Origin of the sequence: Nocardia stercoris, assembly GCF_003696265.1 — a bacterium.
GTDB classification, from domain to species: Bacteria; Actinomycetota; Actinomycetes; order Mycobacteriales; family Mycobacteriaceae; genus Nocardia; species Nocardia stercoris.
Genome location: NZ_RFFH01000004.1, coordinates 362799 through 380102, shown reverse-complemented (window position 1 = coordinate 380102; position 17304 = coordinate 362799). Strand labels below are relative to the sequence as shown.

The following is a 17304-nucleotide window of genomic DNA, read 5'->3' as shown; positions in this document are numbered from 1 at the left end:
TCCGGGCGTGTCGGTGCGTTCACACCAGCCAGGCCGCCGCGTTGGCCGGCAGCCGGCCGCCCTCGATCGGAGCGCTGGCCAGCAGCAGTTCCCCGGGCGGCAACGGAATCGGCGCACCCGAGGTGTTGAGCGCGCACACCAGCCCACCCGATCGGCGGAAGGCCAGGCACCCCGGCGGGCTGCCGTACCAGTCCATTCCGGACCCCTGGAACTCCACCCGGCTGCCGCGCAGCGCGATCGCCATCCGATACAGCGACAACGTCGAGTCGAGGTGTTCGAGTTGTGCTTCGACGGTCAGTGCCGCCCACGACGCGGGGATCGGCAGCCACGGCCGGCCGGCGGTGAACCCGAACGGCGGGAGCTCGCCCTCCCACGGCATCGGCACCCGGCAGCCGTCGCGACCGCGTTCGGTGTGGCCGGACCGTTCCCAGGTCGGATCCTGCAGCACCGCCTCGGGCAGATCGTCGACATTGGGCAGGCCCAGCTCGGATCCGTTGTAGACGAACACCGCGCCGGGCAGCGCCAGCTCGACCAGCATCATCGCGCGGGCCCGGTCGACACCGGCCGCGCCGCCGCCGTAGCGGGTCACCTCGCGGGGCACATCGTGGTTGGACAGCGTCCAGGTCGGAGTACCGCCGACGGCCGCGACCGCCTGCATGGAATTGTCGATCGCCGCGCGGATACCGGTGGCCTCGAACGGTGTCTCGGCCAGGCGGAAGTTGAAGGCCAGGTGCAGTTCGTCGGGTCGCACGTACTCGCCGAACCGGAGGTTGTCGTCGACCCACACCTCCCCGATCGCTACCGCGTCCGGGTACTGGTCGATCACCTTGCGCAACCGCCGGTGGATATCGTGCACACCCGGATTGTTGAATCTCGGGTCGTGGTCGTCGTGCTTCAGCAACCGGCTCTCGACCCGGTCCATATCCGGCAGCCCGGCCGGCTTGGCCATCCCGTGCGCCACATCGATGCGGAAGCCGTCGATCCCGCGGTCGAGCCAGAACCGCATGGTGGTCTCGAAATCGGCCGCGACCTCGGGGTTCTCCCAGTTCAAGTCGGGTTGTTCGGGTGCGAAGATGTGCAGGTACCACTGGCCGGGGCGGCCGTCGGGCTCGACGATCCGGGTCCAGGCGGGCCCGCCGAAGATGCTCGGCCAGTTGTTGGGCGGCAGGGAACCGTCGGGTCCGCGGCCGTCACGGAAGAGGTAGCGGGCGCGTTCGGGACTGCCCGGGCCGGCGGCCACCGCCGCGGCGAACCAGGGATGCCGGTCGCTGGTGTGGTTGGGGACCAGATCCATCGTCACCCGGATGCCTCGGGCGTGCGCCTCGGCGACCAGCGCGTCCAGATCGGCCACACTGCCGAACAGCGGATCGATATCGCGGGGATCGCTCACGTCGTAGCCGCCGTCGGCCATCGGCGACCGCATCACCGGGCAGATCCACAGCGCGTCGATGCCCAGCAGCTCGAGATAACCCAGCCGCTCGCGCAGCCCGGTCAGATCGCCGACGCCGTCACCGTCACCGTCCGCGAACGAGCGCGGATACACCTGATAGAAGACGGCGGACTGCCACCACGCCGAGACCGGCATGCCGGTCGGAGTTGCTGTCACGGTGGCTATGCTGCCAAACAATGCGGCCGCGGGTGGCCGAAGGACCATGCGCGACCGTTTCGGGCGAACTTTCAGCGGCCAGCGTGATCGATGCCGCAAACGGCGGCATCCGGGCGGTTCGGTCCGCGGCGGTCAGACCGGGGAGTTCATCAGCGAATCGGCCGCCATCTCGAAGTAGGCGAGCATCTCCTGCCGATGGGTGTCGTCGAGGACGGCCGGTTCGATCTCGCCGACCGCGATCCGCATCGCCCGCAACCAGGCGTCCCGCTCGATCGGGCCGATCCGGAACGGATGATGCCGCATCCGCAGCCGCGGATGCCCACGTTCCTCGCCGTAGGTCCGCGGACCACCCCAGTACTGCTCCAGGAACATCCGCAGCCGGCGTTCGGCCGGTTCCAGGTCCGCCTCCGGGTACAGCGGGCGCAGGATCTCGTCGGCTGCCACCTCGCGATAGAACACCGACACGATGCGGCGGAAGGTCTCCGCGCCGCCGACCGCCGCGTAGAACGATGTCGTCGTCTGTTCTCCGGAACTCATCGACCCTCTCGATCTGCTCAACCGCTAGTACCGCGATCCATTCTGCCCGCGCCACCCGCTCCCGCGGGCCGGTGGGGCCGACCGGCGGGCCGGTCACATGTGACGTCGGTCTCGCAATCGGAATGTGAACGTTTCCCACCGGTCGCCTCCGGTAGGGCATTCTGGCTTCATCTGGACGGCTCCCCCGGCTTCACCGGGCGTTCAGACCGAGGCCGGACCATGGGCTGCGTAGCAGCCCGGCACTCCTTGCAGCACGAACACGTTGCGGACGGTTGCGAAACACCGAAAACAGCGTGCGCGGGCGGGTGTTCCGTGGTCAACTTGTGGCATATCCACCCGGATACCACACGAACCGAACACAACGAATTCGGGGTCGAGATGAAGCAGCGGCACACCGCCGGTTCACATGAGGCGCGGGCGCACCGACAACTCCAGCCCGCCGATGTCCACAGTCGTGGGTCGGGGGCTACTCCGCTGCAACTCGTATCCGATCATTCGCATACCGGCGCCCACGGGCACCGATCTCCAGAAAACCGAGCCGGCGACAGCCGGGCTCCGGAACCCCGTTCCCCCGAACAGGCCGCGGCCACCGCCTGGGTGAAGCGCCGGGTGCTGCTTCTCAACGCCACCTACGAGCCGCTCACCGCGCTGTCCGCCCGCCGCGCGATCGTCCTCCTCATCTGCGACAAGGCCGACCCGGTCCACCACAATCCGGAGGGACCGGTCGTCCGCTCGGCCGAAGCCGAGGTCTCGCTGCCCTCGGTGATCCGGCTGCGTAACTACGTCCGCGTCCCCTACCGCGCCCGGGTCCCCATGACCCGCGCCGCGCTCATGCACCGCGACCGGTACCGCTGCGGTTACTGCGGCGGCAAGGCCGAGACCATCGACCACGTGATACCCCGCAGTCGCGGCGGCGCCCACTCGTGGGAGAACTGCGTCGCGTCGTGCGCGCCCTGCAACCACAACAAGGCCGACAAGCTGCTCAGCGAGCTCGGCTGGACCCTCAAGCACCAGCTGGTGTCGCCGAAGGGGCCGCACTGGCGGCTGCTGTCGACCACCGCCGAGCTGGACCCGGTCTGGCTGCAGTACCTCGGTGAGGGCGCGGCCTGACACCTGCCGCGGAGTAGCCGCACATCCGCCGTCGACTCCGGCACCGCGAAGGTGCCGGAGTCGTTGCCGTTGATCAGACGGTGGCGTCGAGGCGTTCGAAGCGCGCGTCGCCGGGTGCGCCCAGCAGCCCGTCGTATTCGAAGCCGAGATAGGCCTTGCCCAGGTCGGTGGGCAGATCGCCCAGGTCGACGTCGTCCGGGTCGCTCGCGGCGGCCAGTTGGGCGCGCACCTCGGCGATCCGGCCGGCCAGTTCGGCCGGGAAGTCGCCGGTGAGGTCGAGTCCGGTGTCCGGGTCGTCGCGGACCGCCCACACGAGTTCGCCGTCGCGCCAGCCGAGCAGTTCCGCGTAGCCGGCGGTCTCGGCCACCGAGAAGGCGGCGACTTCGCAGCCCTTCGAGATGTCGGCGAGGTCCCAGGCGTCGCCGACGTGGGCCCGCGCGCTCTCCTCGACCACTAGGTACCAGCCACCGGCCAGCTCGGCCCCCGCGTAGCGCGGACTCGGAAAGTCGGTGCGCTCTCCGGACCGTCGCAGCCCGAGCCCACCGCACACCGCGTCCGCCGTCTTGTCCCGAACCGCAAACCAATTGAGGTCGAACCCCATGTTCCGTCCCTTCGTCTCGAACGCACGAAGACTATCCGGATAATCCGGTGATCCGGCGGATTCGACCGGTGTCGGTCTGCGGTTGTCGCGAGTTATCCGGTGAGCAGCGGTAATCCGGGACCGCGTCGGCGTGCCACCGAGCCGTACCGCGCGTCCAGGCGCAGCCAGGTGCGGGTGGCGCGCACCCGCACGACCTCGGCGGCGTCGATGCGCAGCGGCACCGCCCGCTCGCCCGCATGGGGGATGAAATCCATTGCGGTCAAAGCGAATACCACCCGCATCGGCACCTCGACGGTCTCCCCGTTCCCGGTCACCGTGAGCACCGTCTGCTCCAGCAGCCCGGCCGGCGGGCCGTGACCGCTGCCGTGTTCGTCGGCCAGTTCCGCACCGCGCCCGGCCAATTCGACCAGCGCGCGGGCCGGGACATCGTCGACATGGGTGAAGCCGGACATCGGCGGCAGGCCCGTCCGCCACGCGGAATCCATCGAATATCCGAGCGGAATCGGGCGGGCCGCACCGCCGGATACCGCGCCCAGCAGGGTGTCCGCGGCGACGGTCACGTCTGCCACGCTGAGTTCGGCGCCGATGGTTCGTGCCGCCAGCGCCTCGAATCCCGTTGCCACCCACAGGGTCACCTGATGCGGGCCGCGACGGCGCAGCCGGACGACGGCGGCCGGGTCGATCCGCAGCGCCCGGGTCAGGAAGGTCGACAGGTTCTCCCGCTCGGCGGGATCGGGCACCCGCAGCTCCAGCGCATCGGGCACTAGGCCGTCCACAACGCCAGATAGTCGCGCTCGGCCTGGGACAGCCGGCGCAGCCGCTGGGTGTCGATGTCGAACGCGGCCAGCTGGGTCGTGGCCACCACCGCGGGCGGTGAATCCGGTGCCGCGCCGGCACCGCGCACCTCGTACTCGACGGTGAAATCGACTGCGCGCAACTGCGTTATCCACATGGCGATATCGAGCGGCGTGTCCTCGTGCCGCAGCTGGCCCTTGTACTTCACGTGCAGGTCAGCGAGTACGCAGCCGCTGCGCAGGGCCTTGGTCGGGCAGTCGTCGGAGAACAGGAAGGGAATGCGCGCCTCCTCCAGCAGGGTCACCATCCGGGCATGGTTGATGTGCTGGAAGGCATCCATGTCCGACCATCGGACCTCGACCTTCGAGTGGTATCGCTTCGCCGACACAACGCTCGTCACACGCATCCTCCGCTCGGTTGCCGATCGCCTCCCGCCGGGCCGGCGGGAGGCGCAACGACTAACCAGTATGCCGGTTTCCCCGTAATGCCGGTTTCCTCGCCGGGCTAGCGCGGCACCTCCGACTGCGCGCCGACACCACTGACCATCGAACGCACCTGCCGCGCCGCGACGGACAAGGTCGCCAGATCGTGCACGCCGGAGGCGAACAGCTCCGACAGCGCGCCGCGCGCACGGCCCAGCCGGGACTGGTTCTTCGACTCCCAGTAGGCGATCTTCTCCTCCGCGGTCTCCTCCGGGTCGCCACCGGAGAGCACGTCGAGGGTGAGCGAGCGCAACGACGAGTACATGTCGTCGCGCAGTGCCAGCCGGGCCAGCGCGTGCCAGCGGTCGCCGCGTTCGAGGTGATCGACCGCCTGCAGCAGCCAGTCGATCTTGAGGTGGTCGTTGAGCGCGTAGTACAGCGCGCCGACCTCCGACCCGTCGCGGTCGGTGATGTCGGCGATGTCGATGACGTCCAACAGCGGGAACAGATTGAGCAGTCCGGATACTTCCGCGGCCAGATCGGCGGGCGCGCCCTGCGCGGCCAGCCGGGTGGTGGACGAATCCAGTGAGTCGAGATGGTGGCCGCGCAACCAGCTGGGCACCTCGGGCGCCAACTCGCGCACCTTGCCCGCGTACCGGTGGATCTCGGCACCCACCGCGACCGGCTGCGGCCGGTTGGTGAGCAGCCACCGGGAGGCCCGGTCGAGCGTGCGCTTGGTCTCGATCTCCAGCTCGTCCTTGACCACGACGGGGACCCGCGCGGCCCGGATCCGCCGCCAGATGGTGGGCAGATCGAAGATGGCCGTGGTGGCGGCGAAGGCCCGGGCCGCATCGGTGCTGGTGGCACCGACCTCCTCACCCAGCCGGTAGGCGTAGGTGATACCGCCGAGGTCGACCATCTCGTTGACCACCATGGTCGTCACGATCTCGCGACGCAGCCGGTGCCGCTTGATGGCCGCACCGAACCGGTCGCGCAGCGGTGTCGGGAAGTACTGGGGCAGCCGGCCCGCGAAGTGCGCCATATCGGGCAGATCGCTGTCGAGCAGATCCGACTTGAGCGAAAGCTTCACGTGCGCCATCAGATTCGACAGCTCCGGCGAGGTCAGGCCGCTGTGTTCGTCGAGCCGCGTGGCGATGTCGGCCTCCGTAGGCAACGCCTCGAGGTCTCGGTCCAGGCCGCGCCGCTTCTCCAGATCGGCGATGACCCGCGCGTGCACATTGAGCAGGTCGGCCGCCTCGGCGCGCGACATACCCATCAGGAAGTTCTGGGATACGTTGTCGGCCAGCACCATGTCCGACACCTCGTCGGTCATCGACGCCAGCAGCGCATTGCGTTGTGTTGCAGGCAGTTCGCCGGCTGAGACCACGCCGTCGAGCAGGACCTTGATATTGACCTCGTGGTCGGAGCAGTCCACGCCCGCCGAGTTGTCCAGCGCGTCGGTGTTGCATTTGCCGCCCGCGCGGCAGAACTCGATCCGGCCCAGTGCCGTGACCCCGAGGTTGCCGCCCTCGCCGATCACCGCGACCCGCAACTGGGCGGCATCGACCCGCACCGCGTCGTTGGACTTGTCGCCCACCTCCGCGTTGGTTTCGCTCGCGGCCTTGACGTAGGTGCCGATACCGCCGTTCCAGAGCAGTTGGACCGGCGCCAGCAGGATCGCCCGGATCATGTCCGGCGGCGACAGCGAGATCACCTCGTCGGCCAGGCCGAGCGCGCGCCGCAGCTGGGCGTTCACCGGGATCGCCTTGACCGAGCGGTCCCAGACCCCGCCGCCCTCGCTGATCAGCGAGGTGTCGTAGTCGGCCCAGGACGAGCGCGGGAGCGCGAACATCCGCTGCCGCTCGCGGAACGAGGTGGCCGCGTCCGGTTCGGGGTCGATGAAGATATGCCGGTGGTCGAACGCCGCCACCAGCCGGATGTGCTCGGAGAGCAGCATGCCGTTGCCGAACACGTCACCGGACATGTCGCCGACCCCGACGACGGTGAAATCTGTTGTCTGCGTGTCGATGTCCATCTCGGCGAAGTGCCGCTTCACGCTCTCCCAGGCGCCCTTGGCGGTGATGCCCATGGCCTTGTGGTCGTAGCCGGCCGAGCCGCCGGACGCGAACGCGTCGCCGAGCCAGAAGCCGTAGTCCTGCGCGACCCCGTTGGCGATATCGGAGAAGCTGGCGGTGCCCTTGTCCGCGGCGACCACCAGGTAGGGGTCGTCGCTGTCGCGGCGGACCACCCGCTGCGGCGGCACCACCGTGCTGTCGACCAGGTCGACGTTGTCGGTGAGATCCAGCAGGCCGGAGATGAAGGTCCGGTAGCAGGCGATCCCCTCGGTCTGCAGCGCCTGCCGGTCACCGGCCGGGTCACCGGTGGTCTGCGGCGGCCGTTTCACTACGAAGCCGCCCTTGGCACCCACCGGCACGATGACCGCGTTCTTCACCGCCTGCGCCTTCACCAGGCCCAGGATCTCGGTACGGAAGTCCTCCAGCCGATCCGACCAGCGCAGACCGCCACGCGCCACCGCACCGAAGCGCAGGTGCACACCCTCCACCCGCGGCGAGTACACGAAGATCTCGAAACGCGGCCGGGGCTTGGGCAATTCGACGATCTGCGCGGGGTCGACCTTGATCGACAGATAGTCGCGGGACCGGCCCTCGGCGTCGACCATGTAGTAGTTGGTGCGCAGCGACGCGCGCACCAGCCCGAGCACCGCCCGCAGGATGCGGTCGGCGTCGAGGCTGACCACCTCGTCGATGACGGCCCGCAGCGCGGCGGCCGGCTCGTCGGCACGTTCCTCGGCGGCGGTCTCCGGGTCGAACTGGGCCGCGAACAGGTCGACGAACAGCCGCGCCGCGACCGGGGAGGCGAGCAGCACGCGGGCGATATTGGCCTGGCTGTAGGGGAAGTCGGCCTGCTGCAGGTACTTCGAGTAGGCGCGCAGGATCGAGACCTGCCGCCAGTCGAGGCCGGCGCGCAGGACCAGCTCGTTGAGCCGGTCGGCCTCGGCGCGGCCGTGCCACAGCGCGTCGAACGTCGCCTTGAACCGGGTGCGCATGCCGCGCTCCCGCGCGTCGAGCGTGCTCATCCGGGTCGGCGAATCCACCAGTTCGGCGTCGAGATCCCGCTCCAGTGAGGTGCGCAGCAGGTCCGGCTGGGCCTGCAGGCCGAAGTCGTAGATCCAGCGCTGTGGGCCGTTCTCGAAGTCCAGCCGGTAGGGCCGTTCGTCGACCACCTCCACGCCGAGGCTCTGCAGCAGCGGAAGAACCTGACTCAGTGAGATTCCGGCGCCGACGTAGAGGCTGAACCGCCAGGCCCCGGGCGCCGCACCCGGGTGCCGGTAGAGGTACTGGTCGATGGCGCCGTCGGCGAGCCGCTCCAGCCGGACCATGTCGGCCAGGGCCCGCGCGGGGTCGAAGTCCTCCTTGTATGCGTCGGGCAGTGCGTCCGAATACCGTTGCACCACAGCCGGATCCAGGGCGGCTGACGTCGACACCACGTCGGCGAGGCGGTCGTCCCAGGTGCGGCTGGCCTCGCCGAGCAGCCCTTGGATCCGCATCCGGTTCTCTTCGCCGGTGTCGACGGGCTCACCCGATTCCGGCAGACGCACCGTGAAATACACGCTCGCCAGTTCGCTCTCCGACACTCGCGCGGAGTAGTCGATCGACTCGCCGCCGAGTTCGCGAACCAGGATCTCCTGCATCTGCAACCGGACCGCGGTGGTGTAGCGGTCGCGCGGCAGGTACACCATCGCGGACACGAAGCGGCCGTAGGTGTCCGCGCGCAGGAACAGCCGAACCTGGCGGCGCAGGCCGACATTGAGCACCGCGCTCGCGGTGCGGCGCAGCGTCTCGGCGTCCGAGGACAGCAGTTCGGTGCGCGGGAAGGACTGGATCACCTCCAACATGGCCTGGCCGGAGAACGAGTCGAGATCGAAACCGCTCTCCTCGATGACCGAGCGAACCACCCGCTCGACGCCCGGAATCTCGAGCACGTTCTCGTGCAGCGCCGCGACGGTGAAGACCCCGATGAACAGGTGCTCGCCGAGAACCGCACCGGTGCGGTCGAATTCGGCCACGCTGATGAAGTACGGGTACACCGCGCGGTGCACGGTGGCCCGGACCAGGCCCTGGGTGAGCATGAGCAGCTGCCGGTCGCCGCCGTCCTCGGGCACCCGGAAGTCGGTGCCCAGATCGGGCCGCAGCACGCCGAGGCTGGAATCGGGCACCATCTCCGATCCGCCGTCGGGCAACCGGCGGAACCGGGCATAACCGAGCATGGTGAAGTGCCCGTCGGCGAGCCAGCGCAGCAGATCGGCGCAGTCGACCAGGTCGACGGCCCGGAACGGCGGTACCCCGCTCTCGGCGGCCGCGTCGAGTTCGGCCGCGAGCCGCTGCTGGACCTCGCTCATCGCCTCGGTGTCGTCGATCACCTGCCGGACGTCGGCCAGCACGTCCGGCACCGCCTCTTCGATGGCGCGCAGCTGTTCGGCGCTGGTCGACGGGTGCAGCTGGATGTGCATCCACGATTCGCGCAGTCCGGCGCCCCCGTTGGCGTCGACCTCGTGCGGCACCATGGCCTCGAGGTGACCGTGCGCGTCCCGCGTGGCCTCGAAGATGGGGTGGATGGTGTCGCTGATACTGGCGCCGGTGCGGCTCAGTGCCGCGGTCACCGATTCGACCAGCAGCGGCATGTCGTCGGTGACGATCTGGACCGCCGCCCCCAGGCCCGACCCGTCGTCGGGGTGGTAGACCCGCACCCGCGCCTCGCCCGGCAATCGCCGCATACCCAGATCGACGTGGTGCCGGAACACGGGCACCAGGATCCCGGTGACCGCGCAGTCCGCATCGGCCGCATCGACGTGCCGGAAGTAGGCCTCCTCGAGCGTGGCGAGCGCTCGGCGCAGGTCTTCCGGCAGGGTGGCAATCCATGCCGCAGTGGATATCTCGGACGAGACCGTCATTTTTCTCGCCAACTCCCTCGGATCGTTTCCGCCTAAAAGTGACGCCGGGACGAGAGTAGCTGTGCGCCGGAGAGGCCGGGGTTGAATCCTGTTGAAGCCTCGATGACGCAGGGCTCACAGATATAGATCGGACCGCTCGGTCGTTATGTGACAGGCCGAGAAACAAAGCCCAGACCAGGAGGAATATCAAGAATTCAATGGCAGTGCCACACGTCGACGCACTACCCGCCAGTAGCGCCGAGAATCGCAGGACATTACGGTTGCCACGAAATTGCCAGCCTGTCGAAAAGGGTTGCCCCGGCGGGCCCGGCCACAGAGCCGGACCCGCCCGGCCGGCTCAGTCGCGGGTGAGCTTGCGGTGGGTGACCCGATGCGGACGCGCCGCCTCCAGACCCAGCCGCTCGATCTTGTTCGCTTCGTAGGCCTCGAAGTTGCCCTCGAACCAGAACCACTTGGCCTCGTTGGTGTCGTCACCCTCCCAGGCCAGGATGTGGGTGCAGGTGCGGTCCAGGAACCACCGGTCGTGGGAGATGACCACGGCGCAGCCGGGGAACTTCTCCAGCGCGTTCTCCAGCGAGCCCAGGGTCTCGACGTCGAGGTCGTTGGTCGGCTCGTCGAGCAGGATCAGGTTTCCACCCTGCTTGAGGGTCATGGCCAGGTTCAGCCGGTTGCGCTCACCACCGGAGAGCACGCCCGCCGGCTTCTGCTGGTCCGGGCCCTTGAAGCCGAACGCCGACACATAGGCCCGCGACGGCATCTCCTGGTTGCCGACGTGGATGAAGTCCAAGCCCTCGGAGACGACCTCCCAGACGTTCTTCTTCGGGTCGATGCCGGCGCGGTTCTGGTCGACATAGCTCAACTTGACCGTCTCGCCGACCTTGACGTTGCCGCTGTCAGGCGACTCGAGACCGACGATCGTCTTGAACAGCGTGGTCTTACCCACACCGTTCGGGCCGATCACGCCCACGATGCCGTTGCGCGGCAACGTGAACGAGAGATCCTTGATCAGCTGGCGGTCGCCGAAGCCCTTGTCCAGGTGCTCGACCTCGACCACGACGCTGCCCAGACGCGGGCCGGCCGGGATCTGGATCTCCTCGAAGTCCAGCTTCCGCATCTGCTCGGCCTCGGCCGCCATCTCCTCGTACCGGTCGAGGCGGGCCTTGTTCTTGGACTGCCGGGCCTTGGCACCCGAGCGCACCCAGGCAAGCTCCTCCTTGAGGCGCTTCTGCAGCTTCTGGTCCTTCTTGCCCTGTACCTCGAGGCGCTCGGCCTTCTTCTCCAGGTAGGTGGAGTAGTTGCCCTCGTAGGGGTAGGCGCGACCGCGGTCGAGCTCGAGGATCCACTCCGCGACATTGTCGAGGAAGTACCGGTCGTGGGTGACGGCCAGCACGGCGCCCGCGTACTGGGCCAGGTGCTGCTCGAGCCACAGCACCGACTCGGCGTCGAGGTGGTTGGTGGGCTCGTCGAGCAGCAGCAGGTCGGGCTTGCTCAGCAGCAGCTTGCACAGCGCGACGCGGCGGCGCTCACCACCGGAGAGGTTGGTGACCTCCGCGTCCGGCGGCGGGCAGCGCAGCGCGTCCATGGCCTGCTCGAGCTGGGAGTCGAGGTCCCAGGCGTCGGCGTGGTCGAGCTCCTCCTGCAGCTTGCCCATCTCGTCCATGAGCTCGTCGGAGTAGTCGGTGGCCATGAGCTCGGCGATCTCGTTGAAGCGTTGCAGCTTCACCATGATCTCGCCCATACCCTCCTCGACGTTGCCGCGGACGGTCTTCTCCTCGTTGAGCGGCGGCTCCTGCTGCAGGATGCCGACCGTCGCGCCGGGCGCGAGCCACGCGTCACCGTTGTTCGGCTGATCCAGTCCGGCCATGATCTTCATGACGCTCGACTTACCCGCGCCGTTCGGGCCGACGACACCGATCTTGGCGCCGGGCAGGAAGTTCAAGGTCACATCGTCGAGGACGACTTTGTCGCCGTGTGCCTTGCGAACTTTCCGCATCTGATAAATGAATTCAGCCATATAAGGAATCCTATCCGCGACGGGAACCGTCCTCACCCGCCGGTAGTGGGGGACGATGAGTGGGCCGATGGTTCGGTACTGGGCGCGACAACCCCTTGTCGACCGGGGCGCCGGAGCCGAATCAACCGGCGTCGAGCGTAGTCGCCGCCTCGGGGTCGACGGAATCGGCCCCGGTCGGCGCGGGGTCGGCGGGCTGCGCCGCAGACGCACCGCAGAAGGCCCGCAGCGGCGGCCGCCGCTGGACCTGCACGGTACATCGGCCGAGGTCGGGGCCCACGGCTGTGGCCTGCATCTCCAGATCGTGCCGGTGCACGCCGTCGCGCGTGCGGTACTCGTTGGTGCGTAACTGCCCGTAGGCGATGATCGGGTCGCCCTTGCCGAGGGCGCCGTCGATCCCGTCGACCAGGCGCCGCCAGCAGTTGACCGTGAGATACAGGGTGCCGCCGTCGGTCCATTCCCCGGATTCGCGGTCGAGGCGGCGAGCGGTACTCGCCATGCGGAAACTGAGCACCTGTTCGCCACTGGACAGCACGCGGCGGACGGGAACCGTGACGACATTGCCGATCACTGCGGTATTCGCTTCGTACATGACTCCACCCCTGGACTATCGGCCGGATCGGTGACAGTTCCAGAGTGGCCGTTCCGGAGTGCCCGCAACACCCCCGATCGCCGAATGTGGATAACTCGGGCGCATGTGAACAACGCGTGTTCCCAACGGGATCCGCCGTCGGACCCCGCCGGTGCTACAGCGTCGCGAGATCGGTGTTGGCCCCGCACAACACGATCACCGGACGCTCCCCCGGCGCCGGCAGATACGCACCGCTCTGGATCGCGGCCAGCGCGGTGGCTCCCGCCGCCTCCACCACGATCCGGAACTCGCGCCACAGATACTCCCGGGCGACCGCGATCGCGTCGTCGGTGACCAGCACCGATCCGACGTCGTAGCGCTTGGCCACGTTCCAGGCGATATCCCCGACTCGGGTGGCGCCCAACGCATCCGCGGCGATGCTGTTCACCCGCACGTCCACCGGCCGGCCCGCCGCCAGGGCGGCGTGCAGCGTCGGCGCGCCCTTGGGTTCCACACCGATCACCCGCCCCCGCGGCCCGAACGCGGCCGCGATCCCCGCCAACAGGCCGCCACCGCCGACCGCGACCAGCACCGGCGGTCGGCCGCGCACCTGACGCTCGATCTCCAGGCCCACCACACCCGCGCCGGCCACCACCGCGGCCAGATCGTAGGCATGCAACTGCAATGCGCCGCGCTCGGTGGCCAGCTCGTTCGCGTGACGATAGGCCTCGGCGTAACTCGTTCCGTGCCAGAGCACTTCGGCGCCGTAGGCCCACATCGCGGCCACCTTGGTGTGCGGCGCCGACTCCGGGACCACGACCGTACAGGCCCGGCCGCGCATCGCACAGGCCAGCGCCGCGGCGATCCCCGCGTTCCCACCCGAGGCGATCACCGCGGGCCGGCCGTCGTCGCCCGCCTCGAGCAGTGCGTTCAGACTGCCGCGCACCTTGAAAGTGCCACCCAGCTGCAGATATTCGAGTTTGAACGTCACCTTGACCGGGCCGCGCGGACCCGTCACCTCAGTATGGAACACCGGCGTCACCCGCACGGCGTCGCCGACCCGCAGCCGGGCCATCCGCACATCGGAGCGGAAGACGCGCGCGGGTTTACGGGGTAGCCGGATCGGATTGTCCGGCGAGTCAGGCGAATCGATCATCCGCGAGCCCCACGGTCCCGCTCGGCCAGTTCCGCGAACATGGCGTTGTGGGCCGCGAGCGCGGCATCGTCGTCTCGGTCGGCGGCCCGGTCCAGCCGGGTCGCGAGCCGCTCGTCGCTGCGCGACCACTGGATCAGCAGCGCCATCATCACCAGGACCAGCGGCACCTCACCACTGGCCCAGGCCAGGCCACCGCCCGTGCGCTGATCCTGGAGCAGATCGGTGTTCCAGTTCAGCCCCAGGGCGCGGTAGTACCAGTCGCCCATCACCGTGGTCATGCTCATCAACGCCACCCCGAAGAAGGCGTGGAACGGCAGCGAGCCGAACACCATGCCCACCTTCGTGAACGGCGAGACCTCACGCGGCTTCGGGTCGATGCCGATGACCACCCAGTAGAACAGGTAGCCCGACAGCAGGAAGTGCACGTTCATCGCCAGATGCGCGCCGTGCGAATTCACCGTCTGGTCGAAGATGCCGCCGAGATACAGGGCGTAGAACCCGATGATGAACAGACCGGTCGCCACGATCGGATAGGTGAGGAACCGCGACACCGGATTGTGCACGGCCGCCAGCACCCATTCCCGAGGGCCCGCCGGATTGTTGCGGCCGGCCGGCGGCAGCGCGCGCAGAGCCAGCAGAACCGGGCCACCGAGCGCGAACAGGATCGGCGCCAGCATAGACATCATCATGTGCTGAGCCATGTGCACACTGAACATGGCCGGCGCGTACCGCCCCACACCCGAACTGGTCGCGAACAGCAGCACCGCGCAGCCGGACAGCCAGGCGATGGTCCGCCCGACCGGCCACGCGTCACCGCGCCGCCGCAGCCGGACCACACCGGCCAGGTACAGCGCCGCCAGCACGAGTGCGAGCGTCCCGAAGATCAGATCGAACCGCCAGTCGAACAGGAAGCGGCCGAGCGTCGGGGGTGCGGGCAGATCGTAGCCGAGCTCGACCTCCGCCGGAGACGGGATGCGCGTGGACGGCGGCGGCGGAGTGCGGCCCAAGCCGACGGCGAGACCGACGGTGGCCGCGAAGATCAGGGCCTCCACCCCGGCGAACCGGACCAGAGCCGTCCGATCGGCGGGTTCGGCTTCCAGCGCGGGCAGCGCGCGACGACGCTGCACCAGCCCGAGCAGCCCGAGCAGCGTCAGCGCGGCGGCCTTCGCGAGCACCAGCCGGCCGTACGTCGTGGTGAACAGGTCGGACGGCGACATCCGCACCCAGGCATTGACGATGCCGCTGAGCGCGACGACCGCGAACGCGATCGCCGCCACCGCGGAGAATCGGCGCGCGGCCAGGCCGGTGTACTTGCCGCCGCGCAACGCGTAGGCCAGCACCGCGAACAGGCCGCCGACCCACACCGCCATGCCACCCAAATGCAGGATGAGGCTGTTGGTCGCCAGGTCGTGCGCACCGCCGGCCGACGAGTGCCCGGTCAGCGCGATCGGCAACATGCACAGCAGCGACCACGCGAACAGCGGCGGCGTCCATCCCCACCGCAGCGCCAGCCGGCACGCGATCGCCAACAGCAGCACCATGATCGCCGTGGTCCGCCACGCCCCCGCGACCTCCACCTTCGGCAGGGCACGCCAGATCTCTTCGGGGCGAAGGATGCTCCGCACCGGCTGACCGGTGGTGTCCGACAGCGTCAACGGCACCAGCAACAACGCCGCCCCCGCCCACACGAGCGCCGCCACCCCCGCCCGCCGCAACGCCCGGTACCCCCCGACCCCGAGCAACCCGTCGCTCTGCGCCGGAACCAGGAACGCCGCGAACAACAGCGACCCGACGGTCAGCGCCCCCGCGAGATCCGCGACCGCCCGCACCGCCGGCAACCCGTACGTGGTCAACGGCCCGGGATCCGGGATCCCGAGCAGCGTCAACGCCTGCGCCGCCGACAACCCCACCACCAGCGGCGCGACGATACCCGCCACCAGCAGCGCGAAACCGGTGACGACTCCGAACCGTCCCGCCGGCTCCCGTCGCTCGACCGGAGACACGGGGTCGACAGCGGTTTCCTGCGGTGACGACATACCCCCCAGAGTAGTTCTCGACCCCCCACCAACCAGTCCCACCCTCACTCCCCCACCCCCACTGTGACCCCCACTACACCCCCACCCAACCCACCCTCGACACACCAGACCCACCCGTCCCCGCCCGTTACAATGCTCCACATCCGCCTCCGTAGCTCAGTTGGATAGAGCAAGGGCCTTCTAATCCCTAGGTCGCAGGTTCGATTCCTGCCGGGGGCGCAAAAGGACATTTGACCAGTGCCGATGCCGAGCTCGAACTGGCGATTTGGTACCGCACAACGCTCGAACAGCTAGGGGCGCTCTGAGGGCGATGCCTTCGCCAACGGTCAGAAGATCGCCGCCGGCCGCCGGGCGCAGTTCGGTGATGCCGGCGTGCATGCAGTGGTCCGAGCTGGCCGCACCGTACACGCGGTCAGCCTCGGCCAATAGGTCGACGACGAGGAAGTCCCGGAGCCGGTGTGCCACACCGGCATCGCCGGCGGCACCCAGCGTCGCGGCCGGCACGTTGTAGCGGCCCACGAGCAGCACCGCCACACCAAGCGCCGTCACGAACAGAGGCCCCTGCCAAGTCAGCCCGACCGCCTCGCACAGCCACTACGGACGTCGAGGCGAATTGATGCGGTAGGAGTGAAGAGGTGAAACACTCCGGCCACTATTATCTCCACAGTAGTGAAATGCCGTGCTGGTCTCTCTGGTTCGACTTTGGCGCCGCCAGTACCAGGGGGATCGTGCGGCGAGCGTGCCTGCGAAGGCCTGACGCGGCCGCTGCCACGGCTCCCGCGAATGCGCTCGCGCCGCTCAGTAATGCTGCCGGGTCGAGGCCTGCGCTCGCGACCTGCCGACTGCCGAAATCCGGCCGATCATCTCCGAGAAACTGTTGGATCAGTCCGCTGATGCCGTCAACTGGATGATCTCCTTCGGTCATTCCACGCAAATCCGGCGCTTTTCCGCTGAGATACAACAGATCGGCAAGAACGAAAATCGCTGTAGCAACTGCGGAAGCCACTACCAGATACGAGAGTGCGCTGCTGCGGATTCGCACGTACATCACTACCGCAGCGACGGTCGCCGCCGCGGCGAGGGCGGCCAACACGGCCCAGGTGCCGCTTATGTCCGCCTCGTAATACCTGCCAGTCGACCAGTCGACGCGACGATCGCTGACGCCGTCGATCCTGCCGAAAGCGTCAGAACTCAACCTCCCGGTCGGCCCCGAGGCCGACAGCCAGGGCTGGAACAACAGGAAGATCGTGATCAAGCCCGAGGCCGCCGCAGCCAAGTGCCCCATGACAGCCGGAGCCGATGAATGAGCTTGCGCGACAAGAGCTGTGCGCCTGCCGTCTTGCGCGTCCCAGAGTTCGGGGTCGGCATTCTTGTTCGGTATGCGCAGAATTGTTGAATGAGTCATTTTTCCAGCTACAGTAGTCTGCGGTGCCGTATATCGGAAACCAAGTCGGAAGCACTATGAATTTCCAACGCGCGACACTGCG

The 17304-nt window shown here is 68.5% G+C and carries 12 protein-coding genes and 1 tRNA gene; 2 read left to right on the top strand and 11 right to left on the bottom strand.

What is annotated here, in order from left to right; genetic code table 11:
- Nucleotides 1-19: 19 nt before the first annotated feature.
- The gene (locus EBN03_RS12725) at nt 20-1585 is read right to left on the bottom strand and encodes a glycoside hydrolase family 13 protein (RefSeq protein WP_122188180.1); all 1566 of its coding nucleotides are present in this window, start codon (nt 1583-1585) and stop codon (nt 20-22) included.
- Between the two features lie 153 nt (nt 1586-1738).
- The gene (locus EBN03_RS12720; RefSeq protein ID WP_122188179.1) at nt 1739-2143 is read right to left on the bottom strand and encodes a globin; all 405 of its coding nucleotides are present in this window, start codon (nt 2141-2143) and stop codon (nt 1739-1741) included.
- A gap of 378 nt (nt 2144-2521) precedes the next feature.
- Between EBN03_RS12720 and EBN03_RS12715 the strand changes: the two genes are divergently transcribed.
- Nucleotides 2522-3253, top strand: coding sequence for an HNH endonuclease (locus EBN03_RS12715; RefSeq protein ID WP_233608342.1), 732 nt, complete (start codon nt 2522-2524; stop codon nt 3251-3253).
- Nucleotides 3254-3326: 73 nt separating this feature from the next.
- Here EBN03_RS12715 and EBN03_RS12710 read toward each other — a convergent pair whose 3' ends face one another.
- From EBN03_RS12710 to EBN03_RS12675, 8 genes are all read right to left on the bottom strand, one after another.
- Entirely contained in the window at nt 3327-3854 is a 528-nt protein-coding gene (locus EBN03_RS12710; RefSeq protein ID WP_122188178.1) for a hypothetical protein, read from the bottom strand.
- A 92-nt stretch (nt 3855-3946) separates the two neighbouring features.
- A complete protein-coding gene (locus EBN03_RS12705; RefSeq protein WP_233608341.1) occupies nt 3947-4630 on the bottom strand; it encodes a hypothetical protein in 684 nt (227 codons plus the stop codon).
- Nucleotides 4618-5049: an acyl-CoA thioesterase gene (locus EBN03_RS12700; RefSeq protein ID WP_267899284.1), complete on the bottom strand. Its 432-nt coding sequence runs from the start codon at nt 5047-5049 to the stop codon at nt 4618-4620. The genes EBN03_RS12705 and EBN03_RS12700 overlap by 13 nt, the downstream gene beginning before the upstream one ends.
- Before the next feature lie 104 nt (nt 5050-5153).
- A complete protein-coding gene (locus EBN03_RS12695) occupies nt 5154-10043 on the bottom strand; it encodes an NAD-glutamate dehydrogenase (RefSeq protein ID WP_122188176.1) in 4890 nt (1629 codons plus the stop codon).
- A gap of 337 nt (nt 10044-10380) precedes the next feature.
- A complete protein-coding gene (ettA, locus tag EBN03_RS12690) occupies nt 10381-12057 on the bottom strand; it encodes an energy-dependent translational throttle protein EttA (RefSeq protein WP_122188175.1) in 1677 nt (558 codons plus the stop codon).
- A gap of 121 nt (nt 12058-12178) precedes the next feature.
- Entirely contained in the window at nt 12179-12646 is a 468-nt protein-coding gene (locus EBN03_RS12685) for a single-stranded DNA-binding protein (protein ID WP_122188174.1), read from the bottom strand.
- A 154-nt stretch (nt 12647-12800) separates the two neighbouring features.
- Entirely contained in the window at nt 12801-13781 is a 981-nt protein-coding gene (locus EBN03_RS12680) for a serine/threonine dehydratase (RefSeq protein ID WP_122188173.1), read from the bottom strand.
- Nucleotides 13778-15817 (bottom strand): cytochrome c oxidase assembly protein, encoded by a 2040-nt coding sequence (locus tag EBN03_RS12675; RefSeq protein WP_122188172.1) that lies wholly within the window; start codon nt 15815-15817, stop codon nt 13778-13780. The genes EBN03_RS12680 and EBN03_RS12675 overlap by 4 nt, the downstream gene beginning before the upstream one ends.
- A 145-nt stretch (nt 15818-15962) precedes the next feature.
- Here EBN03_RS12675 and EBN03_RS12670 point away from each other — a divergent pair.
- Nucleotides 15963-16036 (top strand) — tRNA-Arg (locus tag EBN03_RS12670).
- Between the two features lie 436 nt (nt 16037-16472).
- On the opposite strand, the gene EBN03_RS12665 is transcribed toward EBN03_RS12670, so the two are convergent.
- On the bottom strand, nt 16473-17222 hold the full coding sequence (locus tag EBN03_RS12665) for a hypothetical protein (protein ID WP_147471566.1): 750 nt from the start codon (nt 17220-17222) through the stop codon (nt 16473-16475).
- Nucleotides 17223-17304: the final 82 nt, after the last annotated feature.